Origin of the sequence: Holdemanella sp. MSK.7.32, assembly GCF_024460475.1 — a bacterium.
Classification (GTDB): domain Bacteria; phylum Bacillota_I; class Bacilli_A; order Erysipelotrichales; family Erysipelotrichaceae; genus Holdemanella.
On record NZ_JANFYN010000002.1, the window covers coordinates 32863 to 57919 of the forward strand.

General features: G+C 32.5%; 22 protein-coding genes, 1 other RNA gene and 1 other annotated feature. Of the genes, 11 read left to right on the forward strand and 12 right to left on the reverse strand.

Features of this window, described 5'->3' with window-relative positions:
• Positions 1–2: 2 nt before the first annotated feature.
• The 12 genes from recR to dnaA form a co-directional block, all read right to left on the reverse strand.
• Positions 3–590 (reverse strand): recombination mediator RecR, encoded by a 588-nt coding sequence (gene recR, locus NE544_RS00790; protein ID WP_117925506.1) that lies wholly within the window; start codon positions 588–590, stop codon positions 3–5.
• A gap of 10 nt (positions 591–600) precedes the next feature.
• On the reverse strand, positions 601–2364 hold the full coding sequence (gene dnaX / locus NE544_RS00795) for a DNA polymerase III subunit gamma/tau (RefSeq protein ID WP_256268009.1): 1764 nt from the start codon (positions 2362–2364) through the stop codon (positions 601–603).
• Positions 2365–2478: 114 nt separating this feature from the next.
• On the reverse strand, positions 2479–2955 hold the full coding sequence (tadA, locus tag NE544_RS00800) for a tRNA adenosine(34) deaminase TadA (protein WP_199519615.1): 477 nt from the start codon (positions 2953–2955) through the stop codon (positions 2479–2481).
• A gap of 13 nt (positions 2956–2968) precedes the next feature.
• Positions 2969–3054, reverse strand: an RNA gene (gene ffs / locus NE544_RS00805) — signal recognition particle sRNA small type.
• A 65-nt stretch (positions 3055–3119) separates the two neighbouring features.
• Complete coding sequence (gene serS, locus NE544_RS00810; protein WP_118114428.1) at positions 3120–4403, reverse strand: serine--tRNA ligase; 1284 nt, start codon at positions 4401–4403, stop codon at positions 3120–3122.
• A 40-nt stretch (positions 4404–4443) separates the two neighbouring features.
• Positions 4444–4654 (reverse strand) — a binding site (T-box leader).
• 176 nt (positions 4655–4830) lie between these two features.
• The gene (locus tag NE544_RS00815; RefSeq protein ID WP_256268010.1) at positions 4831–5325 is read right to left on the reverse strand and encodes a helix-turn-helix transcriptional regulator; all 495 of its coding nucleotides are present in this window, start codon (positions 5323–5325) and stop codon (positions 4831–4833) included.
• Between the two features lie 144 nt (positions 5326–5469).
• On the reverse strand, positions 5470–7938 hold the full coding sequence (gyrA, locus tag NE544_RS00820) for a DNA gyrase subunit A (RefSeq protein WP_256268011.1): 2469 nt from the start codon (positions 7936–7938) through the stop codon (positions 5470–5472).
• Positions 7939–7950: 12 nt separating this feature from the next.
• Positions 7951–9918 (reverse strand): DNA topoisomerase (ATP-hydrolyzing) subunit B, encoded by a 1968-nt coding sequence (gene gyrB, locus NE544_RS00825; RefSeq protein WP_118114425.1) that lies wholly within the window; start codon positions 9916–9918, stop codon positions 7951–7953.
• Positions 9915–10994 carry a DNA replication/repair protein RecF gene (gene recF / locus NE544_RS00830; protein ID WP_118114424.1) on the reverse strand — a complete coding sequence of 360 codons (1080 nt, stop codon included), beginning with the start codon at positions 10992–10994 and terminating at the stop codon, positions 9915–9917. The genes gyrB and recF overlap by 4 nt, the downstream gene beginning before the upstream one ends.
• Positions 10991–11194 (reverse strand): S4 domain-containing protein YaaA, encoded by a 204-nt coding sequence (yaaA, locus tag NE544_RS00835; RefSeq protein WP_117573367.1) that lies wholly within the window; start codon positions 11192–11194, stop codon positions 10991–10993. The genes recF and yaaA overlap by 4 nt, the downstream gene beginning before the upstream one ends.
• A 114-nt stretch (positions 11195–11308) precedes the next feature.
• A complete protein-coding gene (dnaN, locus tag NE544_RS00840) occupies positions 11309–12427 on the reverse strand; it encodes a DNA polymerase III subunit beta (RefSeq protein ID WP_117573365.1) in 1119 nt (372 codons plus the stop codon).
• Positions 12428–12572: 145 nt separating this feature from the next.
• The gene (dnaA, locus tag NE544_RS00845; protein ID WP_199519649.1) at positions 12573–13940 is read right to left on the reverse strand and encodes a chromosomal replication initiator protein DnaA; all 1368 of its coding nucleotides are present in this window, start codon (positions 13938–13940) and stop codon (positions 12573–12575) included.
• A 397-nt stretch (positions 13941–14337) separates the two neighbouring features.
• On the opposite strand from dnaA, the gene NE544_RS00850 reads away from it, so the two are divergent.
• From NE544_RS00850 to NE544_RS00900, 11 genes are all read left to right on the forward strand, one after another.
• Entirely contained in the window at positions 14338–15552 is a 1215-nt protein-coding gene (locus NE544_RS00850; RefSeq protein ID WP_256268012.1) for a peptidoglycan bridge formation glycyltransferase FemA/FemB family protein, read from the forward strand.
• Positions 15553–15609: 57 nt separating this feature from the next.
• Positions 15610–16833 carry a peptidoglycan bridge formation glycyltransferase FemA/FemB family protein gene (locus NE544_RS00855; RefSeq protein ID WP_256268013.1) on the forward strand — a complete coding sequence of 408 codons (1224 nt, stop codon included), beginning with the start codon at positions 15610–15612 and terminating at the stop codon, positions 16831–16833.
• A 101-nt stretch (positions 16834–16934) separates the two neighbouring features.
• Positions 16935–17069 (forward strand): 50S ribosomal protein L34, encoded by a 135-nt coding sequence (gene rpmH, locus NE544_RS00860; RefSeq protein WP_003865695.1) that lies wholly within the window; start codon positions 16935–16937, stop codon positions 17067–17069.
• Between the two features lie 44 nt (positions 17070–17113).
• Complete coding sequence (gene rnpA, locus NE544_RS00865) at positions 17114–17455, forward strand: ribonuclease P protein component (RefSeq protein WP_117571459.1); 342 nt, start codon at positions 17114–17116, stop codon at positions 17453–17455.
• Between the two features lie 11 nt (positions 17456–17466).
• A complete protein-coding gene (locus NE544_RS00870; protein ID WP_256268014.1) occupies positions 17467–18459 on the forward strand; it encodes a YidC/Oxa1 family membrane protein insertase in 993 nt (330 codons plus the stop codon).
• A 9-nt stretch (positions 18460–18468) separates the two neighbouring features.
• Positions 18469–19095, forward strand: a complete 627-nt coding sequence (locus tag NE544_RS00875; protein ID WP_118114420.1) for a R3H domain-containing nucleic acid-binding protein — start codon at positions 18469–18471, stop codon at positions 19093–19095.
• A 36-nt stretch (positions 19096–19131) separates the two neighbouring features.
• Positions 19132–19692, forward strand: coding sequence for an aminoacyl-tRNA hydrolase (pth, locus tag NE544_RS00880; protein WP_118114419.1), 561 nt, complete (start codon positions 19132–19134; stop codon positions 19690–19692).
• A gap of 3 nt (positions 19693–19695) precedes the next feature.
• The gene (gene mfd, locus NE544_RS00885; protein ID WP_256268015.1) at positions 19696–23091 is read left to right on the forward strand and encodes a transcription-repair coupling factor; all 3396 of its coding nucleotides are present in this window, start codon (positions 19696–19698) and stop codon (positions 23089–23091) included.
• Positions 23091–23360: an RNA-binding S4 domain-containing protein gene (locus NE544_RS00890; protein ID WP_256268016.1), complete on the forward strand. Its 270-nt coding sequence runs from the start codon at positions 23091–23093 to the stop codon at positions 23358–23360. The genes mfd and NE544_RS00890 overlap by 1 nt, the downstream gene beginning before the upstream one ends.
• The gene (locus tag NE544_RS00895) at positions 23347–23766 is read left to right on the forward strand and encodes a (deoxy)nucleoside triphosphate pyrophosphohydrolase (RefSeq protein ID WP_256268017.1); all 420 of its coding nucleotides are present in this window, start codon (positions 23347–23349) and stop codon (positions 23764–23766) included. The genes NE544_RS00890 and NE544_RS00895 overlap by 14 nt, the downstream gene beginning before the upstream one ends.
• On the forward strand, positions 23733–24932 hold the full coding sequence (locus NE544_RS00900) for an HD domain-containing protein (RefSeq protein ID WP_256268018.1): 1200 nt from the start codon (positions 23733–23735) through the stop codon (positions 24930–24932). Before NE544_RS00895 ends, NE544_RS00900 begins: the two co-directional genes overlap by 34 nt.
• The last annotated feature ends 125 nt before the right edge of the window (positions 24933–25057 follow it).

The window sequence follows — 25057 nt, forward strand, 5'->3', positions numbered from 1 at the left end:
ATTTACGAACTTTTACGTCCTTCAAACGCTTTTAACAACGTCATAGCGTCTGTATAGTCCAAATGACTACCTACAGGGATACCATGGGCAAGTCTGCTTACCCTACACTTCCCTTCTAATAATTTAGATATATACAAAGCAGTTGTTTCTCCTTCTACTGTAGGATCTAGAGCTAATATAACCTCTTCTGTTCTTTCATTCACTCTATTTAAAAGAGTCATTATATTCAATTGATCAGGTAATACTCCTTTTTGAGTATTGATCAATCCATCTAGCACATGATATACACCATTATATTGCTGCATAGACTCTATTACTGATATATCTTTCGGATTTTGTACCACGCATATGATATTCTGATTTCTATTAGAGTTCTTACAAAACTCACAAAGCTCATCTTCTGTTAAATTACCACATCGCGTACACTTCTTTACTTTCTTTTTTAAATTTACTAGCGTTTCTGCCAATTCAGATATTTCTTCATCAGACCAACCTAATACAGTAAATGCATATCTCTCTGCCGTTTTAGCACCTACTCCTGGTAATTTCTGAAATTCATATATTAAATCATCAAATGTTTTTGGATACATGCTTCACCTTCTAATCTTCTTTTATTTCTATATTAGGAAACAAACTTTTCATATGATCTTCAATGCTCATATTATTTTCAGATTCTGCGTCTTTTCTTTTTAAACGAACTTGATATGGTTCTGGAAGATTACCACTAATCATTCTTTCTTTAAACTCATCCAATACGCGAGATTGTTGTGTCTTATCTAATGCGAATACTTTCTTAGCTTTTCCTAATAACACTTCCGTAAAATCTTCATATCCATAATTCAGTTCAAATTCATTTATTTGTTTTGCAAAGATTTCACTAGATACACATACGACAATATAATTAGATCCACTAGCCATAATACTACTGTTTCTCAATGTAGCCGCATATTTTCCAAATTCTAAACTTGATATGAATTGTCCTATATTATTGAACTTATTCGTATCAATACTTCTTTCCATCTTTGTAGCTCCAACTAACAATTGAATGACAAATTCATCGTTTAATATGATTTTATTATTTGTATTTTCTGACTGTTTTAATGTTTCACGTGAAACATCAGAAATTTCAGATTTTTCTAAAACCCCATTATTATCATCTTTTTGAGTGTTTTTCTCAATTATATCTGAGTCATCAGAAGTATCGTCATATGATGTTTCATAGTTTTCTTCTTCCTCTGCCTCTTTAAAATCATTATGATCTGAATCAATAATATGTGTTTTCGATTCATATGAATAACTTGAAATCTTTAATAAAGAGGCGTCTAAGTAATCTAGTGCGTTAGATGCATATGTATATTTATTATATGTATCCATTAATTCTTCCATACACTTAATTCTGAAATTAATAGGTGCTAATTTGAAATATTTCCTAATCATATCTTTATTCATATCCGAAACTAGAGTTGAATTTTCAGAATAATCTAAAATCAGGCTATCCTTCAACATATGAATAAAGTCTGCTGTCAATCGTTTAATATCCATTCCCATATCTGAATATTTCTGAATATCTTTGACAAAACTATCTACATCTTTTTTATATACTGAATAAAATAATTTTCCGATATCTTCAGATGTTACGACACCATAAATTTTACGAATATCATTCACATCAATATGAGATGAACAGTATGCAACACATTGATCCAATATGGATAACGCATCTCGCATTCCTCCATCAGCTAATTGAGCAATTAACGTTAATCCATTCTCATCAATTTCAATTCCTTCGTTTTTACAAACAACAGATAATCTATATTTAATGTCATGCATACTCACTTTATTAAAGTCAAATCTTTGGCAACGAGAAATAATAGTTGGTAAAACTTTATTAGGTTCTGTAGTCGCAAAAATAAAAATTACATGAGCAGGAGGTTCCTCGATTGTTTTTAACAATGCATTGAATGCTCCAGATGTCATCATATGAACTTCATCAATAATATAAATTTTATATTTTCCCTGCATTGGAGCATACTTCACTTTATCAATCAGATTTCTTACTTCATCAACACCATTGTTGCTGGCGGCATCAATTTCAATAATATCTGGATGACTTCCATTCGCTGCCATTTTACAGTTCTCACAAACTCCACAAGGAGCATCTTGACTATTCGTACAATTTAATGTTTTCGCAAATATTTTTGCGATTGAAGTTTTTCCTGTTCCTCTAGGACCACAGAATAAATAAGCATGAGCAATACGATTTTGAACAATCGCATTTTTCAATGTCTGAATTATATGTGTTTGTCCAACAACTTCATCAAAATTCGTTGGTCTATATTTTCTATATAACGCTTGATATGCCATTCGTAAAATCCTTTCTATATGTTTATCTGTATCTTATTTTATCATAGTTTTACTTATTTTATTTGATCGAAATAGGGAAGTACAATATATATGAAAAGCAGAAATCTTTCAAATTTATGATTTCTGCTTCTTTTTCATATCTCTTTTCTTCTTAAAAAAATGTTTTAATAAATCTGAACATTCAGATTCAAGAATTCCTTTTCTATATTCAGGATGATGATTAAATTCAGACACTTCAAACAAATTTGTACATGTACCCACACAGCCTCCTTTAGGATCGGATGCTCCATATACAACTTCTTTAATTCTAGATTGTATAATCGCACCTGCACACATAGGACATGGTTCTAAAGTTACATATAATATACAGTCCTCTAATCTCCATGTATTTAATTTTTTACATGCTTTTTGAATTGCCATAATTTCTGCGTGTGCAATGCTTTGTTGTAAAGTCTCACGCTTATTATATCCACGAGCAATCACTTTATCATCTTTCACAATGACACATCCAATTGGAACCTCATCATAGCTTTCTGCTTTTTTAGCCTGCTTGATAGCTTCCTTCATCCATTTCACATCATCCATACTCATATCCTCAAAAAATAAAAAACTACTACACATGATGGAGCTTACTTAAGGCTGCTTCGTTCCCGACCTGACCTGATTCATAAGACATCATTGTAGTAGCCAAGTTATTATATCAAATCCATTTTCAATTCGCAATAGAAAAAAGCTGTCAAAGACAGCTTTTAAGATTAACCAATTTTCTTTTTACCACCCATGTAAGGTTGTAATACTTCTGGAATCAAGATTGATCCATCTGCCTGTAAATTGTTTTCTAAGAATGCAATCAACATTCTAGGTGGAGCAACACAAGTGTTGTTTAATGTATGCGCAAAGTACTTTTCTCCATTTTCACCCTTAACACGAATCTTTAAACGACGTGCCTGAGCATCTGTTAAGTTAGAGCAACTTCCAACTTCGAAGTATTTCTTTTGACGTGGAGACCACGCTTCAACATCCACTGATTTACATTTTAAATCTGCCAAATCACCTGAACAGCATTCCAATGTACGTACTGGAATATCTAATGTTCTGAAGAATTCTACAGTATTCATATATAATTTTTTAAACCATTCCATACTTTCTTCTGGCTTACAAACAACGATCATTTCTTGTTTTTCAAATTGGTGAATACGATACACACCACGTTCTTCAATACCGTGAGCCCCTTTTTCTTTACGGAAACAAGGTGAATATGAAGTGTAAGTATATGGAAGATCTTTTTCTTCAAGAATTGTATCCTTGAATTTACCAATCATAGAGTGTTCACTTGTACCAATTAAATACAAATCTTCACCTTCGATTTTATACATCATACCTTCCATTTCCGCAAATGACATTACTCCATCAACTACTGAACTACGAATCATATACGGTGGAATTACATAAGTAAATCCTTTTTTATCAATCATGAAATCACGAGCGTAATTTAAGATTGCTGAATGTAGACGAGCAATATCTCCCATTAAATAGTAGAATCCATTTCCAGCTACACGACGTGCTGCATCTAAATCAATTCCGCTTAAACGTTCCATGATTTCAGTGTGATAAGGAATTTCAAAATCAGGAACAACTGGTTCACCGAATTTTTCTAATTCAACATTTTCACTATCATCTTTTCCAATAGGAACACTATCATCAATGATGTTTGGGATCTGCATCATTTTTTCAGTAACAGACTCTCTTAATTTTATTTCTTTTTCTTCCAAAGCTGTTAGCTCGTGAGCAATCTCAGCCATTTGTTGCTTAATTTCTTCAGCTTCTTCTTTTTTACCTTGGCCCATCAACTTACCGATTTCTTTAGAAATCTTTTTACGATTAGCACGTAAATCGTCTGCATGTTGTTGTGTTTGGCGAAGCTCTTTATCCTCCATTAACACTTCATTTACTAAAGGCAATTTGTAGTCTTGGAACTTTTTCTTAATGTTCTCTTTGACAATGTCCGGATTTTCACGGACAAATTTCATATCTAACATGATATCCTCCTCTGCATAAAAAAAGAGACACTCGCACCCATAAAGGGACGATGTCTCGCGTTGCCACCCTTTTTACCATATATATACATATATGATCTCTTAACATGATAACGGTATGTACCGGATCAAACTACTAATTTCATTCGATCACTCTAAGGTGCTATTCAATTATTCATATCAGTATTTTCACCAGCCATACTGTCTCTATTTAATATATGGAATAATCTACTTATCCTTATCTTTGTTTTCAACACATTTATACCATTAAAACAAAGCTAAAGTCAACCGCTTATTCTGTGAAATAGCTTCATTAAATCGGATTTATCATATGATTCTACTTATCTACAAATCATATTTAATATTACAACGATATAAAGTATCAAAATATAAGAAATCCAGCTGTAATCCTTTCACATATACAGTAAAACTAAATGAATAATAGTAAGCCTAGTAGGGAAAAGAAGGCATAAATTCGTTTTGATGAATTATCATAATACAAATAATATAAGCCAATTACTGCCATTGCAAAAATAGCACCAATACATAAAGATCCTATAATGCTTCCATGACCAGAAATATAAACACATGCCGCAACAAAGATCATACATACTAAGGAAATTTTATCTGCTTTTCTATCTTGTCTAAAACTTTCCATTTTGTATACATCTAAATTGTGAATAATATTTGTGACTTCTTCATTCGAATAATTCAAACTCTTTTTACATGATATCAATTCAGCCACAGAAACATGCAAAGATTCAGATAGGGCAGGTAACAATTGAATGTCTGGATATCCTATTCCACGTTCCCATCGGCTAACAGCTTTATCTGTGACATGTAGCTGTTGAGCTAATTCCATTTGCGTCATATTGTTTTCTTTTCTTAACTTACAGATAAACATTCCCATATCTTTTGCGTTCACATATATCACTTCTTTCTATAATAATTTATATACATTCCATCAAATTGGCAATCAACGTGTCGTTTATATAATGCTTTTGGGTTATTTCTATCTGATTTATCATATGAAAAAGGAGTAAAATCATAATTCTACTCCTTACATGCTTTATTCTTCTGTGTTTCCTTCTGATTCTGCTTCAGGCTCTTCATGATCTACCAATGTCATACGCGTTACTTTCGCATCTCCATTTAAGTTGATCAATCTTACACCTTGTGTATTTCTTCCGTAGATTCCTACATTCTCTAAAGCTACACGGATCATGATTCCATCACTCGCAACAATCATCGCATCTTCTTTACCAGTAACCGCACGCATACACATTAGCTTACCTGTCTTTTCTGTGATATTAATTGTGCTAACACCTTTTTTACCACGAGAAGTCAAACGATAATCTTCGAACTTACTACGCTTACCATAACCATTTTCAGAAACAACAAGAACTGTATCACCTTCACTTGATAATGCAGCACCTACAACTTCACTGCCATCACAATTGAATCCTAATACACCACTTGCACTACGTCCCATGATACGAACTTGATCTTCATTGAATCGAACAGCTTTACCATTTGATCCAGAAATAATTACTTCGTCTTGCCCCGTAGTTAATTTCACAAAGCGTAACTCATCATCTGGTTTTAAACTAATCGCAATCTTACCATTACGATTGATATTTTCAAATTCAGATACAGATGTACGTTTCACAATACCATTCTTTGTAACAAATAATAATGTTTCACTTTCATCATCCTTAGGAACAGCTACAAGAACATTTACTTTTTCACCTTTTTCCAAAGTCATTAAATTCACAATTGGAATTCCTTTAGATGTTCTAGATCCACTTGGAACATTGTATCCTTTTAATCGATATACACGACCCTTATCTGTAAACAACAACAAGAAATCATGTGTTGACATCGAAATCATAGTATCGATAGAATCCTCTTCATTTAATGTCAATGATTTGATTCCACGACCACCACGATTTTGAGCACGATATGTATCTACAAGCTGACGCTTAATATATCCAGACTCAGTTAATGTGATAATTACATCTTCCACTGGAATTAAGTCTTCATCTTCCATATCAACAGAAGCATCACTAATTTCAGTTCTTCTTTCATCACCATATTTCTGATCAATTTCAGTTAAATCGTCACGAATGATTTGAAGAACACGATCATGATTTGCCAAGATATCCTTCAAATCTTCAATCGTTAATAATAATTGTTGATATTCATTTTCAATCTTATCTCGTTCCAATCCAGATAATCTTCTTAACTGCATAGCCAAGATTGCTTTTGCCTGAATCATACTCAATCCAAACGCATCACATAAATCTTGAGATAAACCGGCCTCATCTTTTTTTGAACTACGAATCATATGAATAACTTCATCGATATGATCCATCGCAATTCGTAAACCTTCTAAGATATGTGCACGATCCTGTGCCTTCTTTAAATCAAACTGTGTTTTTCTTACAACTACATCAACCTGATGATCAATATAATCATGAATAATATCTTTTAAAGGCAATTGTTTAGGACGACCATTTTCAAGTGCCAACATATTGATACCAAATGAAGTTTGAAGTGGTGTTAATCTAAATAACTGATTTAAAATTACTTCTTCCTGCGCATCCTTCTTTAGCTCCATTACAATACGAATACCTTCACGGTTACTTTCATCATTTAAGTAAGTAACACCCTGAATAGCTTTATCACGAATTAAAGAAGCCATTTTAGTAATTAAGTTTGCCTTATTGACCTGATAAGGAATTTCATAGAAAATAATCTGTTTCTTTCCATTTGATAATTCTTCAACACGATACTTAGAACGAATCATAATGGATCCACGTCCTGTTTCAAATGCTTGACGAATACCTTTACGACCCAAAATGATTCCTCCAGTAGGGAAGTCCGGTCCTTTAATGACTTCCATCAATTGAGGAACCGTAATATCCGGATCATCCATTACCGCAAAAATGGCTTGAATCGTTTCTGATAAATTATGAGGTGGAATATTTGTTGCCATACCAACCGCAATACCCACAGCACCGTTGATCAACAAGTTTGGAATACGACTCGGAAGCACAACTGGCTCGCTTTCTTCACCATCATAGTTTGGAATAAAATCGACCGTATCCTTTTGAATATCTCGCAGCATCTCCATAGAGATTTTTGACATACGAGCTTCCGTATAACGCATTGCCGCAGCTCCATCTCCATCTAGAGAACCAAAGTTTCCATGACCATCCACTAATGGATATCGATACGAGAAATCCTGGGCCATACGAACCATCGCATCATATACAGCTGTATCCCCATGAGGGTGATACTTACCAATAACTTCACCAACAATACGTGCACTCTTCTTATGTGCAACACCTGAAGTAATTCCCAATTGATTCATCGCATGCAAAATACGACGATGAACTGGTTTCATACCATCACGAACATCTGGTAATGCACGTGAAACAATAACAGACATTGAATAATCTAGAAAGGCTGTACGCATTTCTTTGGATATTTCAACATCTTCTACATAGTCATATCGCTTATTTTCTTCTTCCATAAGGACCTCCTACTAGTAATCCAAATTAGCGTATACAGCATTTTCCTGAATATATTCACGACGAGGCTCTACATCCTCACCCATCAACATATCAAATACACTGTCCGCTTCCATCGCATCATCAATAGTGACACGTTTCAATACTCTATGATGTGGATCCATCGTTGTTTCCCACAACTGTTCTGCATCCATTTCCCCTAAACCTTTATAACGCTGAACTTTGTACCCATCTTTAAATTCTTCACGCAACTGATCCATTTCCTGTTCCTTATACGCATAGGCAATCTTTTTTCCTTTTTGCACCTTATATAAAGGAGGTTGTGCAATATAAACATATCCACCTTCAATAACAGGTTTCATAAAACGATATAAGAAAGTCAACATCAATGTACAAATATGACTACCATCGACATCGGCATCGGTCATAATAACAATTTTGTGATAACGTAATTTTGATACATCTACATCTTCTTGAATTCCACATCCAAAAGCAGTAATCATACTACGAATTTCCTGGTTTTCAAAAATACGATGCGTTCTAGCTTTTTCAACATTTAAAATCTTACCACGCAAAGGTAAAATAGCTTGTGTTTTCGCGTCACGACCTTGTTTCGCGCTGCCCCCGGCAGAATCACCTTCGACGATATAGATTTCACATTCACTTGCATCTTTACTTGAACAATCCGTTAATTTACCTGGTAATGAACTAATTCCATCCAACGCAGATTTACGACGTGTTAATTCACGAGCTTTTTTTGCCGCAATTCTTGCCTTGCTAGCAATTTCTGCCTTTTCTACAATAGCCTTGGCAATATCTGGATTTTCTAAGAAGAAACGATTGATCTGTTCACCCGCAATATTTGAAACAATCTTACGAACTTCACTATTTCCTAATTTTGTCTTTGTCTGTCCTTCATACTGAGGATCCGGGTGCTTAACGGAAATAATTGCAACCAATCCCTCTTTAACATCATCCTGAGATAAACTTTCATCCTTTTTGATCATATTATTATTTTTCGCATAGGCATTAATACAACGAGTCAAAGCCATTCTGAAACCATCTTCATGATATCCACCTTCATGCGTATGAATATTATTACAGAAAGAATAAATACTAGATTGATAGCCATCGTTATATTGCAAAGCAACTTCTGCAAGAATACCATCCTGCAATCCCTCTACATAAATGACTTTATCACTGATTGTACTCTTATTCTTATTTAAGAATTGTACATACTCAATAATTCCACCCTCATATTTATAGTCATTACTTGGACCATCTGATGTTCTTTTATCTGTTAAAGTTAAACGTATATCCTTATTTAAGAATGCAAGCTGGCGCAGACGAGAATTCAACGTTTCATAATCATAAACTGTTGTATCCTTAAAAATCGTTGGATCTGCTTTAAAACGAACTAAAGTACCTGTTTCTTCTGTTGTACCAATAATTTTTAAAGGCTCCACCGCATGTCCACCATTTTCAAAACGAATAAAATAGATTTTACCATCCTGATAAACAGTAACCTCTAACCATTCACTCAACGCATTAACGACACTGGCACCAACACCATGCAAACCTCCGGAAACCTTATAAGCGCCTCCGCCAAATTTACCACCTGCATGTAATACCGTCATAATTGTTTCTACTGCGCTAATTCCTGTCTTTTCATGAATTCCAACTGGCATACCACGCCCATTATCACGCACTGCAATTACGTCACCAGGTTCAATTGTCACATCAATTCGATTCGCAAAACCAGCCAAGGCCTCATCAATACCATTATCCACAATTTCCCAAACTAGATGGTGAAGTCCACGTACAGAAGTGGAACCAATATACATACCTGGTCTCAAACGAACCGCTTCTAACCCTTCTAACACCTGAATATCATCCGCTGTATACGAATGTTCTACTTGTGTAGCTTGTGTTTCTAATTCTTCAAATTCAAGAATCTCTTTTTGTAATTCATCCTGACTCATTTGTAGACCTCCTTGATTCTCCCTTGTTCTATATCATAGAATCGAACTTCACGATTCCAATGCATATTCAATCGTTCTGTTGTTGTTATAAAAATCTGCATATCATTAGGAAGCTTTTCAATTAATTGTCGCTTTCTAAGATTATCCAGTTCACTAAATACGTCATCCAATAATAAAATTGGATATTGCCCACTCTTTTCAAAAATAATTTGGGCTAACCCCAATTTAAGTGCCAGTACAAAACTTCTTTTCTGCCCCTGACTAGCCACTTCACATACAGGTTTTCCATTCAATTCAAATAAAATATCATCCCTGTGAATTCCAATCAAAGTCTGATGATATTTTTTTTCTTTTTCAAAAACCTTGGCATAAGCTTCCTTCATATCTCCATCCAAATCAATAAACGTTATATACTTAGCATCTATATATTCTTTTTCATTTGAAAAGAATGGATATAGCTCACGCGCTTTTATCATCAAAGAATTCAAAAATTCATTTCTTTGTTTCATAATGATTTTTTGAACATCTATCATCTGATCCAAATAAATTTGAACTAAACACTCATCCACTTTACTCTGTTTCAAAGCTTGATTTCTCTGCTTTAAAATTTTTTGATACGAAGATAACGTAACCGTATACGTTTTTGACAATTTCATTAACTCCATATCAATAAATCGTCTTCGATTTTTTGGAGATGAAGTAAATAAAGATAAATCGTCTGGACAAAATAAGATTGCATTTTCAATTCCAATAAAATCGGAATACTTCTTAACTGGATTTTGAAAACGAAACAAATGCTTTTTTTGATGATCCACGATCACTTTCAATTCTTCTTTTCTGTGATTAGACTCCACCGTTGCCTGAACACAAAATTCATTGCACCCATGCATGATCATACTGTCCAATTGATTTGTTCGAAACGAACGCAAATGACTTAAAAAATAAATAGCTTCAATTAAGTTCGTTTTGCCCTGTGCGTTTTTTCCATATAAAAAATGAATGCATTTTGGTGTAAAAGAAAAAGACATGGTTTCATAATTACGGAAATGAAAACATGTCAGTTTTTCAACATTCATTTCACTTCAATCCTTATTCCATTAGTTTCTACAATATCTCCATGGTAGATCTTTTTTCCACGACGATTTTCATTAACGCCGTTGACTAATACTTCCATGTTTGCTAAATATTCCTTGGCCTGTCCACCACTATAGACAACATCGCAAGCTTTTAGCAATTGTGCTAATGTAATATACTCATCTTTAAGTTCAAATTCCATGAAAATACCTCTTTTCGCACTATAATTATATCATAAAACGACATAAATAGCTATGCGTACAGAGATACCGATATAAAAAGAAACCGTTTAAAACGAGTTTAAACGGCATTTTCTTTAATCATAACTACGAATTGGCACTAAAATCATTAAGACTGAAGCATCTTCCGGATTTGATACCTTGATAGGCTTCATAAATCCAGAAAATTCAATTAATACTTTTTCACATCCCAATGCCTTGATTGCATCCAACATATATGTACCATTACATGTCAATGAAATATCTTCTCCTTCATATTCACACTTAGTCAATACTTCATCAGAGTTTCCAATTTCACTTGAATACGTCTTAACATGAGTTTCTGCAGTTGAACATTCCAATTTAATTAAATGTACTTTATCATTACGAATGAAGTTAGTACGATCAATTGTACCTGCAATTTCATATGAATCCACCAACATCTTAGATACACAACTTGTAGGAATAATTCTTTGTACATCTGGGAAAGTTCCATCAATTAAACGAGTTTGGATAATTGTTTTATCAAATACAAACTGTGCTTTTTTAGAATCTGCATAAATATCGATTGTATCATCATCCGAAACAGAGCGAACAACCTCAGTTAAAGATTTACTAGGAATTGTGATATTAAAATCTTGACTTGAATTCAATTCAATGGTTTTTCTAGCTAAACGATATGAATCTGTTCCAGAACAATACAACATATTACCTTGTGAATTGAAGTTTACCCCCGTTAATACCGGACGTTGATCTTTGTCGCTGCACGCAAATGCAGTCTGAGAAACGATTGATTTTAAATCTGTTGCCTTCAATACAAAATGATGATTAGGTTGTGTAAAATCAATATCAGGATATTCATTAGAACGAATACCATTTAAGTTAAATTGACCATTATCACTAGAAATACGAACTAAAGAGTAGTCAATGACTTCAATTTCAATATTTTTACAATCCAACTTACGAACAATTTCTAACAAATACTTAGAATCAATAATAATAGATCCTTCTTCTTCAATATCTAAATTATTCAATTCACCAGGAACAATTACAGTACGAATGGATATATTTGAATCACTACCAGTTAAAATCATTGAACCATCTTTTAAATCAATACAAATACCTGATAGTGCAGGTAATGGAGAAAAGACACTAATAGCTCTAGAAACAATAGATAGCTTGTCATAAAAATATTTTCGATCAATAGAAAAATGCATAAAATCCTCCTTTTATTAATATATTTATATATAAATTATAATATAAGGGACTGTATAAGTGTGTAAAAATTGCACAGACCCTTTAAAATACGTATTCTACGCTAATTTTTTGGATGTGGATTCCATGAGGAATACAGTGTATAAATTAAGAATCCAAAGTGCTACGAATTTTTTCAACAGCTGTTTTAAAAGCTTCATCTTTTTGAATTAATTTCTTAGCACGCTCATACGAACTAGAAATTGTCGTATGATCACGACCCCCTAATTCTTGCCCAATAGATACATAAGATTTATGAAGCAAGTCTCTAGATAAGTAAACACAGATATGTCTTGCGTTCGCAATAAATTTTTGACGACATTTACCCTCTAAATCCTTGTAAGATAAGCCATAAAAACGTGTTACAGCCTTCTTTATCTTTTTGATTGTTAATTCATCCGATTGCGATACAATAGGCTCTTTAACTAATACTTTACGCGTAAAATCCATATCGATTACATCTGGATTAAATAGTGTCGCATTAAATATCAAGCGATTTAAAGTCCCCTCTAGATTTCTTACGTCATTTGAATATTTACCAGCTAAATAATCAATAACATCTTCGCTCATATTCACACTTTCTTCACGACCTTCGATTTTCTTCTTTAAAATCGCTTTGCTAGTTTCGAATTCTGGTTTAGAAATACTGATTGTAAGCCCAGAAACAAAGCGTGAAATTAAACGAGACTGTAATCCACTAATTTCACTAGGATGCATATCACTTGTGATAATAATCTGTGTATTCTTTTGAATCAACTGATTATAGACAGTGAAGAATATTTCCTGACTGCTAGAATGTTGCTGCAAATTTTGAATATCATCAATTAAGAAATAATCACAGTCTAGAAGTTGTTCCTTGACTCTTTCTACAGTATTGCCATGAACATTTTTGGTTTTCATAGCTTCAATCAATAAAGAAACTAAATCTCCACTATACATATAAATTACTTTACATTCAGGATGTTCCTTAGCTAGATAATTTCCCATCGCATGTAGTAAATGGGTTTTACCTAAGCCAGAATTACCATACAACATAAGGGGATTGAAGGGATGAGAAGTCGTTTGTGTACAACAAGCTAAACATGCGGCATAAGCCTCCGCATTAGAATTACCTTCGACAAAATTTTCAAATGTATAAGAAGGATTGAATTTATTTTCTAATAAAACATTCGTTCTTTGTTTGACAACCTCTTCAGGCATCATCTTTTCCATTTCTCTTTGGTGGATAAACTGAATTGTTAATGTATCGCCCCAGACCTCACTTAAAGTGGATTCAAACAGTTCTTTTTCTTTCTGTTTCTTTAAAATACTAAAAGTGATTGTAGAACGATAGGCTACATAAGCTATATTATCCTCTATTTTAAATAGAGTGGTTTTTGAAATCCATGAATTGAATGTATGACTATCAAAATAGTTGGATTCTTGTATTTTTTGTAAAGTTTCATTCCATATCGATGCATAAGACATGGTAGACATAGTAAAACCTCCTTGCAGTATTACTATTATACACGATTTTTACACTTATCCCCATTTATTCTTTTGGGATAAATTTTTTCCCAATGTGGACTTATGTGCAAAAAAAATGAACAAAATCGGGATAACTCACTTTATATTCATATTAAATACATAGAGAATTATTGATAAACAAAGGCTCTCAATGACTTTTCCCAAGTTATACAGAGAATGAATTTAGAATGCCTTTATCCACTGTATAACTTATGATTTTATATACATTTTATATGTATATTTTGAATTAAAATAAAATAGAATACAGATCCATGTATATAATATGTGGATAATATATAGACCATTTTGTGTAAAACTAATAAAATGTTATAATGAAGTGCAGGAATATAAAGGGGTATAAAAGTATATGTATATTTTTAAATCGAATATAAATCAAAAAGAATACGATCACTTTGTAGAAAATCATCCTAGTTGTAGTTTGCTTCAAAGCTACAAATGGGCAAATATAAAAAATAATTGGAACGCCATTTATACAGGGGTTTATGAAAAGGATACATTAGTAGCCGCTGGGTTGGTATTGATTCGTCCATTACCACTTTCTTTTTCTATGTTTTATTTGCCTAGAGGACCAATTTTAGATTATAAAAATAAAGAGTTATTGAATTTTTACTTTACAGAATTAAAGAAAATTGCCAAAAAAGAACATTGTTTATTTATTAAATTTGATCCAAGTATTTTAATTTCAAGCTTCCACTTAGATGAAGAAAGAAAAGAATTTAATTATAAGGAAGAGTTTGAAAATATTAAATCATGTAAAGCCATTCATTATGGATTCAATAAAGATTTTGAGACAACCATTCAACCAAGATACAATATGGTAGAGTATGTGGATGATTTTGGAATGGACAATTTATCTAAAAAAGGGAAAAAGAACATTAAAATTGCTCAGAAACAAAATTTAGATATTCAATTTGGACACAAAGAATTATTGGAAGACTTTGATAAAGTCATGAAATGTACAGAGGAAAGAAAAGGAATTTCTTTACGAACAAAAGAGTATTATGAATTACTTCTAGATACATATGCAGATGATGCATTTATCACTTTAGCCTATTTCCATATCCACGATATGTTAATAGAGACAAAAGAAAGATATGAACAGTGTTTACTAGATTTAGAGAATTGTCCAGAAAACGCAAAGAAGAAACGTTTTACATTGGAAGAATTAAAAGACTCATTAGAGAAGAAAATCAGTAAATATGAAGAAGATGTGAAAACATATGGTGAAACAGTCTGTGTTTGTGGAACACTAACCGTAAAATATGGACATACATCAGAAATTTTATATGCAGGAATGAATGAAGATTTTAAACGTTTGATGGGACCCTATTTAACTTGGTATAAAACAATGGAAAAATGTTTTGAACTTGGATGTAAAACAAGTAATATGGGTGGAATTGAAGGAACTCTTAAGGGAGGACTTGTTGATTTTAAAGAAATATATCATCCTAGAATCAATGAATACATTGGTGAATTTGATATTCCGGTTAATTCATTATTGTATAATGTTGCATTTAAATTTTATAAGAAGATTAAGGAAAGAAACGCAAAACACAAATAATTTAAGCATGATTTAAGTACGACTATCTATTATATCCAAGTAAGGATGGAATTTGATATGTCGTATTTATTTTTTAAGAACATAAACCGTGAAGAATTTGATGAATTTGTGAAAAATCATGAATATTGTAATTTACTACAAAGCTACAATTGGGCAAAAGTAAAAAATAATTGGGATCACATGTATACAGGTGTATATAGAAATAATGAATTAGTCGCAACAGGCTTAGTATTGATAAAAAGATTACCAGTATCATTTTGTATGTATTATTTACCTAGAGGTCCCATTATGGATTATAAGGATAAAGAACTTGTTCAATATTATTTTGATCAATTAAAAAAGGTCGCCAAAAAAGATCATTGTATCTTCATTAAATTTGATCCAGCCATTCATGTTAATGATTATGATTCAAAATCATATAATACAAATAGATATAAGGATACAGATACATATTTAGAAATATTCAAATGCTGTAAAGCTATACATCATGGCTATATAATGAGTATTGCGGATACAGTACAGCCTAGATTTCAATCGAACGTATATTCATATGAAAATATAGAGGAAACATTGCCAAAACATACGAAACGTTTAATTAAGGATGCAGACCGTAGAAATGTTCAAATTATTCATGGACAAGGTGAATTGCTAGATGAATTTAGCCGACTTGTAGAATTGACGGAATCAAGAAAAGGCGTTGCGCTAAGAGATAAAGAATATTTCAAGACATTATTAGAAAATTATCCTGAAGGAAGCGTCATCTTTTTAGCGACTTGCAACGTATATCAATTAGATAAAGAGGAAAAGGAAAAGAAGGTACAGCTCGAAAAAGAAATGGCCGCAACACCTGAAAATGCTAAAAAGAAATTGCATCGTTTAGAAGATCAATTACGAAGTGTAGATAAAGATATAAAAGAATTTAAAGAAATATTTTCTGAATTTGGCCAAGAAGATAAAGAGATTGCGATTGCCGGAATACTTAGTATTCAATATGGAAATACTTGTGAAATGTTGTATGCTGGAATGGATGAAAGATTTAAAAAATTCATGCCTCAATATAAGGAATATGTTGAAAACTTTAAATGGGCCTTTGATAGAGGATGTCTGTGGAGTAATATGGGTGGTGTAGAAGGATTTTTAGATGATGGATTGACAAAATTTAAAGATAATTTTAATCCAACTATAAATGAATTGATTGGAGAATTTGATATACCAGTTTATCCATTTATGTATCGTTTAACACAAAAAGCATATGAAATACTGAAAAGTAAGCATAAGTGATAATTATTTTATTGACAATCATTTTAATTTGTGTTTATAATGTTTGAGCAATCTTATTTGAAAATTTAGAATGAAGAAAAAGACTGAGAGGTGTAATCAAGATGAAAAGAACATATCAGCCAAGTAAGAGAAAACACCAAAAAGTTCATGGCTTCCGTGCTCGTATGGCAACTGTTGGTGGACGTAACGTTCTTTCTAGAAGAAGAGCGAAAGGCAGAAAGGTTTTATCCGCATAGAAATCACCTGCTAGGTGATTTTTTTGTCTGGATAGGGAAATAACATGAAAAAAGAATTTCGTGTATTAAAAAACTATGAGTTTTCTTCCATCATCCAGAATCGACAATTTGTTAAGTCGTCGTCTTTTGTTTGTTATTTTCAAAAACGTAAATTAGACCATGCAAGAGTCGGAATCAGTGTTGGCAAAAAATTAGGAAATGCGGTCTGTCGAAATAAAGTGAAAAGACAGCTTCGTAGTATAGTAGATGATATTTTTACATTTGAAGAGGGATATGATCTTATTATTATAGTCCGACCTGCCTACGCAAATAAGTCGTTCGAAGAAAATAAAAACGAAATGAAAGAAAATCAAAATCGGATAAATAAAAGATTTTTGAAAAAGTAGAGGAATAAAAAATGAAACAATTTTTGCAGAAAAAAGCAAAATTGGTCTTTCTATGTATGTTGGTATTATTAACATGTACGGCTTGTGCAAATCCAAGAGGTAGAGATGGAAAAACATTAGCAGACCAAATTATTGCAAGTGAAGAAACTACAATTGATGCAAGTAAAATCAATTACAAAGACATTTCTGATAAGGAATTAAAGAAAGAAATTAAAAAGAATATCAAAGATGGACAATATACAATTCAACCAACAACTTTTAAAAATTCTATGTCTAAAGGATGGTTTGAAGGTTTAATTGTTTGGCCAATCGCACAAATTATTAACTTAATTTCATCAAAAACAGATGCCGGTGTAGGTATCATTTTAACAACATTGTTAATTCAGATGCTTGTATTTGTATTTACACGTAAATCACAAATGTCTACACAAAGAATGCAGGAAATTCAACCTGAAATTCAAAAGATTCAAAATAAATATAAAGATAAAACAGATGAGCGTTCTAAAATGCAGATGGCTCAAGAAATGCAGAATATTTATCAAAAATACGATATTCACCCATTTGGTTCAATGTTAATTACTTTCATTCAGCTACCAATCATGATGGGTATGTATTATGCAACAATGCGTTCAGTAAGTGTTGTTAGTGGAAGCTTTATGGGTATTTCTTTAGCAGGTACTCCACTTGATGGATTTAAAGCACTTGATATCGCATATATTTCAATTTATGTGTTGATGGTTATCTTCTATATTGTATCAATGAAATTACCTCAATGGTTAAAGAAATGGCAAGATAAGAAAGATAACGTTAAAGTTAAAAAATATGCACAGGAACAAACAAATCCTATGGCTAACAGCATGAACATGTCAATGTACTTCATGACAGCAATGATCTGTATTATGTATATTTCATGGCCAATGGCGATGTCATTCTATTGGTTAGTATCAAGTGTAATTCGTGTATGTCAATCATTGATCCTACACAAAGTTATGAACAAAAAGTAGGTATAACATATGGAATTTGCTAAATTTACTGGAAAAACTTTAGATGAAGCTTTAGCAGCTGCTTGCAATGCTAAAGGATGTACAAAAGAAGAACTTCATTATGAAGTTACAGAAGAAAAAAGTGGTTTTTTAGGAATCGGAAAAACAATTGAAATTGAAGCATATTGCCCAAAAGATATTGAAGATTTCATTAAGTCATATATTCAAACATATTTTGACAATGCAGAATTAGATGGAACTGTTGAAATTGAAAATGATCATGGTTTCTATCGTATTACTGTAAATACAAAAAACAATGCGATTATGATTGGTAAAGCGGGTAAGTCTTTACAAGCATTCAATCGTTTAGTTAAAGCTGCAGTAAGTGCAGCATTTAAAAAGCGTATCGGACTTTTAATCGATGTGAATGGTTATAAGGAAGAAAGATACGAAAAAATCTGTAAAATGGCAGTTCGCATCGCAAAAGATGTACGTCGTACAAAAGTAGATGCCGTATTAGATCCAATGCCAGCCGATGAAAGAAAAGCAATTCACAATGCTTTAGCAGGAATGAACGATATTTCTACTAAGAGTGAAGGTGAAGGCGAAGGACGCCGTTTACACATTTTATATACACCAGGAAAAGATGAAGAATAACGGGATTATCCCGTTATTTTTTTGAAGGAGGGCTTCATGAAAATTATTATTGGATTAGGGAATATTGGTAGAGAATACGAAAACACACGTCATAATGCAGGTTTTATGGCGATTGATAAATTGGCACAAATGCTAGAAATGGATTTTAATCAGGAAAAGTTTTCGGCTTATTTTGCGAAAAAGAAAATTGATGGAGAAGACATAATTTTATTAAAACCAACCACATATATGAATAATAGTGGTATCGCATTAAGACAATGCATGGATTTCTATAAAGTGTCTTCTGAAGATATCCTTGTATTATATGATGATATGGACATGCCTGTTGGAAAACTTCGTTTGCGTCAAAAAGGTAGTGCTGGTGGTCATAATGGAATCAAGAGTATTATTTCTCATATTGGCACACAGGAATTTGATCGTATTCGCATAGGAATTGGTAAAGATAAATTAATTCCAGTTGTAGACTGGGTACTAGGTAAATTCCCTCAAGAACAACAAGAGGATTTAAATCATGCTTTAGAACAAGCCGCAAAAGCAGCTAAATTTTCAATAAAACACTCTTTTAGTGACACAATGAATAGGTATAATAAGAAGTAGAAGGTGGTATTTTTGAGAGATACAATATTAAATAAATTACAGTCCAATCCAGTAGCTCAACAAATGCTTCAATTTGGCAATAATATTGGTAACTTATTTCCAAATGAAGAAGCTTTATGCATGGCCAGTGCTTTTATGCAGGATAAACAAACACGAATTGTAGTTAAGAAAAATCGTTATGAAGCGCAACAACTCTATCAAAGATTGAAACCACTTATTAATGATACATTATTATTTGTGATGGAAGAATCTTTGCGTGTACAAGCCATCGCTTCAAGTCCAGAAGATAAACAAGAACAACTCTATGTATTAACTCAGCTTGTGAAAGAAGATAAGCCACGTATTATTATATGTAATACGGCGGCCTTTTTGCGTTACTTACCCGATAAAGAATTATTTAAAAGTCTTTGTTTTAAATTTGAAGTAGATCAAGAAATTACGATGGCAGAATTGAAACAAAAACTAAATCGTGCCGGCTATACAAAGGTCAATTATGTAGATCGTCCATGTACATACGCAAGTCGTGGAGGAATTGTCGATGTATATTGCCTTGAATATGAACATCCAATTCGTATTGAATTTTTTGATACAGTGATTGAATCCATTCGTTTATTTCATGAAGAAACTCAGCGAACAATTCAAACAATTGATTCTGTATTGATTAATCCAGCTACAGATTTATTGTTTACAGATGATCAGATTGAGTATCTTCAAAAAGAAATTGATTCTGAATTAGAAAAACAACAGGCAAAATTAATTCAAGATGATTATGACTTTTTATTGGATTATATTGAAAAAGATAAGATTTCTATAGAAAACTATGATATTGATCCACATTTGTATATTTATTTTAGTTATTTAAATGCAAATAAATTAACTGACTATGTCAATGGACACATTATTTTCTCAAGTCAGGAAGAAGTGGAAAGTGGATATAAAAAATTGAATGAGGAAACGATATCTTTTATTCAGGAAATGGTTGAATCTCATCAATATTTACCTAAATATAGCATGTTTCATGACATATTCACATTTGAAAAAGAACATACGATTCAGATGTTCCATGATTTCTTAGATTTTAAACATCCAATCTTCTCAAAAATAGAGACATTAGAAAAATCAGATCAACCATTGATTCAAATTCTAGAGAATCTAAAAGGGGAAAATATTTATATTTCTTTGGATGAGGAACATACAAAAAAAGTGCAGGAAGCCTTAAAAGCTTATTCAATTCATAGGAATATCACATTTATTGAAGATGACTTTTATGAAGGATTTACATATGAAGATATTTCTGTTTATACACAACAGGAATTATTTCATCATCCTAGTCAAATTAAGCGTTATCAGAAAACATTTAAACAAGGTCAGATTTTACAGAATATTCTTGAACTAGAACCAAATGATTATGTTGTACATGAACAATATGGTATTGGCCAATATGTTGGAATTACAACGCGAAAAATAAAAGGAAAGACATTAGATTATTTACATGTTTTATACAATGGAGGCGATGAATTATTTGTCCCATTATCACAATTTCAGTTGGTAAGAAAATACGTGTCCAAAGAAGGTGTGGGCATCAAATTATCGCAATTGGGTTCTAACAAATGGAAAAAGACGAAGGAAAAGGTTTCTAAAAAGGTTGAAGAAATTGCGTCTCGATTAGTTGAGTTATATGCGAAGCGAAATGAAGATATTGGTTTTGCGTTCAGTAAAGATGATGATCTACAAAGAGAATTTGAAGAAGCCTTTGAATATGAGGCAACACCAGATCAAATGAAAGCTACAGAAGAAATCAAACGAGAAATGGAAAAGCCAAAACCAATGGATCACTTATTATGTGGAGATGTAGGGTTCGGTAAGACAGAAGTAGCTATGCGTGCTGCATTCAAGGCTATTTCAAATAATAAACAAGTAGCTTTACTGTGCCCAACTACAATTTTATCTATGCAACATTATCAGACGTTTATAAAGCGTTTTGAAAATGTAGGTGCTAATATTCGTGTAGTGAATCGTTTTGTGCCAACAAAAGAAATGAGTCAGATTAAAAAAGAATTGGCGGACGGGCAAGTTGATATTATTATTGGTACACATAAATTATTGAATAAATCTTTTCAATATAAAAGCTTAGGTTTATTGATTATTGATGAAGAGCAGCGATTTGGAGTTGAGCACAAAGAAAAAATTAAAGAGATGAAAAACACAATCGACGTTTTATCTTTAAGTGCAACACCAATTCCTAGAACTTTACAGATGTCTTTGATTGGGGTACGTACGATTTCACAATTGAATACACCACCATTGCATCGTCATCCAATTCAAACGTATGTGATGGAAAACAAAAAGAGTGTCGTGAAAGAAATCATTCAAAGAGAATTATCTCGTGGAGGACAAGTTTTTTATTTGTATAACCACGTATCGAATATCTATTCTGTAGCTAAAAATATTCAGAATATGTTCCCTGATGCCAAAGTAGCAGTGGCACATGGACGTATGGATAAGAATGATATTGAGCAGACGATGATTGATTTTGAACAAGAGAAATATCAAATTTTAGTTTGTACAACAATTATTGAAACTGGACTAGATATTGCGAATGCGAATACGATGATCATTGATGATGCTGATCGTTTTGGATTGTCTCAACTTTATCAGATTCGAGGCCGTGTTGGGCGTCGTGAAAAAATCGCATACTGTTATTTATTGGTACAGCCACAAAAAGAATTGACAGAACAGGCACATAAAAGGTTAAAAGCCATTAAAGAATTTACATCTTTAGGCAGTGGATATAAAGTGGCTATGCGAGATTTAACAATTCGTGGAGCCGGAGACATGCTTGGGCCGCAACAAGCAGGATTTATTGATGATGTAGGATTGGATTTATATCTTGAAATGTTGGCAAGTGCCATTAAGAAAAAGCAAGGCAAGCCAATTGAGAATAAAAAGAATGATAAAGTGGCTCAAGTTCAGTTATCGGGATATATACCTAAAAAATTCACAGATAATGATGGAGATAAATTGGAAATCTATCAACACATTAAGAAAACAGAGAGTCTTACTGAATTGATTGAATATGAAAAACGTGTTGAAGACTTATTTGGGCATATTCCAAATGAAGTAAAACAATTGTTTGAACAGAAAAAACTGGATTTCTTTGTGAATCGAGAAGGTGTTGAATCATTAAAAGAAACAGATGACGTCGTTATAATCACAATGAGTGCTGAATGGTCAAAGAATTGTGATGGTGTTAAATTGTTTGGTGCTATTAATGATATTAGTCGAAAGATCAATTTGAAATTAGAGAGTGGAAAAATTAAGATCATGATTTCTAAACGATTAAAGAAACATATTGAATTGATGGTGCAGGTTATTGATAAATTAGAAGGAGAGTTTTGATGCGATTAGATAAATATTTAAAAACAGCACGAATCTTAAAAAGAAGAGAAGCCGCTAAAGAATTAGCTTTACAAGGACGAATTTGGGTCAATAATCGAGTTGCCAAACCAAGCACGGAATTAAAAATTGGAGATACAATTCGTATTCGTTTTGGGGCAAGACTTCTTGAAATTCGTGTATTAGATATTCAAAAACAAGTTTCTAAACAAAACGCCCAACTGTTGTTTGAAATAATTCATGAAGAAAGAATTGAAGATGAACAAGCTTAATGTTGTGTGCGGAGCTCTTGTGATTGATGGAAAAGTGATGATTGCCCAAAGAAATTATGGTTCAAGCAAAGGTTTCTTTGAATTTCCTGGTGGAAAAGTTGAGAAAAGTGAAACAAAAGAAGAGGCATTAATTCGGGAATGGAAAGAAGAATGTGATATTGACATTTACAATGTGCAATATTTAGCTTCTAGCGTGGATTATCAAGATGGATATGAAATTCACTTAACTTGTTTCACATGTACTTCTAATGAAAAACCAACAAAATTAAGTGTGCATTCAGAATATATTTGGACAACTCCAGATCATATATATGACTATAACTTCTTTAAATCTGATAAAATGCTTGTAGAAGCATTAAAGGGGGTATGGCCATGTTTAACAAAACCAATGAAACCAAAGTATTAAGAGATCCTGTGCATGGATATATTCATGTGAAGTATCAAGTGATATGGGATTGCATCAACGCAAAAGAATTTCAAAGATTGCATCGCATTCATCAATTGGGTGGGGATTTTCAAATCTATCATACGGCGGAGCATTCCCGGTTTTCTCATAGTTTAGGTGTATATGAAATCACAAGGCGAATGTGTGAAGAAGTGGATTCAATTGCGGCTACTTTAAGTGAATATGAAAAAATTCAGGTTTTATGTGCTGCTCTGTTGCATGATTTAGGACATGGACCATTTTCTCACTTCTTTGAAACACTTCACAAGAAACATCATGAACAAATGACTTGTGATTTAATTTTGGATCCAGAAACAGAAATTCATAAAGCACTTATTAAAGAGGATGAGGCTCTTCCACAAAATATTGTGTTGATTCTAACACATCAACATTCAAAACCAATGATGTATCAAATGATTAGTTCACAACTGGATGCGGATCGAATGGATTACCTATTAAGAGATGCCTACGAAACGGGTACAAGCTATGGTAATTTCGATTTAGAAAGAATTTTGAGAACTTTACGAGTAAAAAATGATTCTCTATGTGTGAAAATGAGTGGAATGCACAGTATTGAAGACTATATTATGGCAAGATACCACATGTATTGGCAGGTGTACCTTCATCCAGATGCCAAATCATATGAAATTATGATTCAACAATTCTTTAAACGATATGCACAAGTACGAAACATAGAAGTATTTGAACCATTATTGAATGGCGAGTTATCGAATAAGGATTTTTATTTAATGGATGAACATCGAATGTTCTATGGTTTTCAACAAGCTCTAGAATGTGAAGATGAAATTCTAAAGGATTTCGCAAGTCGAATTTTGAATCGTCATTTGTTTGAGTGGATAGAAGATCCAAGTCACCAACAAATTCAAGAAATCAAGAATAAATTGGTGGCCTCCGGATACGACTTAGATTATTACTATTATGAAGCTATTTCACATTCTAAAGCATATTTGCCTTATACAGAAAATGATGAGAATCAAATAATATGGATGTTAGATTCTAAAAAAGAACGGGTATCTTTATCGAGTTGTTCACAGATTGTTAAGGCATTATTAAAGATGAAAAATCAAACAAATAAGCGTATTTATTTTCCAAAAGAAATACTTTAAAAACTACGGTAACATGTGATGTGTTACCGTTTTCACTTGTGAAAAAATAGTGTAATTTTATAAAAAAAAGAGAATTTTAGATTAATTTTGGTATATTTTCATCAAATTGTTATGTTTTTTAATAA

Bases quoted from the DNA above. Each gene is read 5' to 3' on its own strand.
- NE544_RS00855 (WP_256268013.1), top strand. From the start codon at position 15,610: ATGTCGTATTTATTTTTTAAGAACATAAACCGTGAAGAATTTGATGAA.
- rpmH (WP_003865695.1), top strand. From the start codon at position 16,935: ATGAAAAGAACATATCAGCCAAGTAAGAGAAAACACCAAAAAGTTCAT.
- gyrA (WP_256268011.1), bottom strand. From the start codon at position 7,938: ATGGAAGAAGAAAATAAGCGATATGACTATGTAGAAGATGTTGAAATA.
- NE544_RS00870 (WP_256268014.1), top strand. From the start codon at position 17,467: ATGAAACAATTTTTGCAGAAAAAAGCAAAATTGGTCTTTCTATGTATG.
- NE544_RS00875 (WP_118114420.1), top strand. From the start codon at position 18,469: ATGGAATTTGCTAAATTTACTGGAAAAACTTTAGATGAAGCTTTAGCA.
- recF (WP_118114424.1), bottom strand. From the start codon at position 10,994: ATGAATGTTGAAAAACTGACATGTTTTCATTTCCGTAATTATGAAACC.
- recR (WP_117925506.1), bottom strand. From the start codon at position 590: ATGTATCCAAAAACATTTGATGATTTAATATATGAATTTCAGAAATTA.
- dnaX (WP_256268009.1), bottom strand. From the start codon at position 2,364: ATGGCATATCAAGCGTTATATAGAAAATATAGACCAACGAATTTTGAT.
- tadA (WP_199519615.1), bottom strand. From the start codon at position 2,955: ATGAGTATGGATGATGTGAAATGGATGAAGGAAGCTATCAAGCAGGCT.
- dnaN (WP_117573365.1), bottom strand. From the start codon at position 12,427: ATGCATTTTTCTATTGATCGAAAATATTTTTATGACAAGCTATCTATT.
- rnpA (WP_117571459.1), top strand. From the start codon at position 17,114: ATGAAAAAAGAATTTCGTGTATTAAAAAACTATGAGTTTTCTTCCATC.
- NE544_RS00895 (WP_256268017.1), top strand. From the start codon at position 23,347: ATGAACAAGCTTAATGTTGTGTGCGGAGCTCTTGTGATTGATGGAAAA.
- serS (WP_118114428.1), bottom strand. From the start codon at position 4,403: ATGTTAGATATGAAATTTGTCCGTGAAAATCCGGACATTGTCAAAGAG.
- yaaA (WP_117573367.1), bottom strand. From the start codon at position 11,194: ATGGAATTTGAACTTAAAGATGAGTATATTACATTAGCACAATTGCTA.
- NE544_RS00850 (WP_256268012.1), top strand. From the start codon at position 14,338: ATGTATATTTTTAAATCGAATATAAATCAAAAAGAATACGATCACTTT.
- dnaA (WP_199519649.1), bottom strand. From the start codon at position 13,940: ATGTCTACCATGTCTTATGCATCGATATGGAATGAAACTTTACAAAAA.
- gyrB (WP_118114425.1), bottom strand. From the start codon at position 9,918: ATGAGTCAGGATGAATTACAAAAAGAGATTCTTGAATTTGAAGAATTA.
- NE544_RS00900 (WP_256268018.1), top strand. From the start codon at position 23,733: ATGTTTAACAAAACCAATGAAACCAAAGTATTAAGAGATCCTGTGCAT.
- pth (WP_118114419.1), top strand. From the start codon at position 19,132: ATGAAAATTATTATTGGATTAGGGAATATTGGTAGAGAATACGAAAAC.
- NE544_RS00890 (WP_256268016.1), top strand. From the start codon at position 23,091: ATGCGATTAGATAAATATTTAAAAACAGCACGAATCTTAAAAAGAAGA.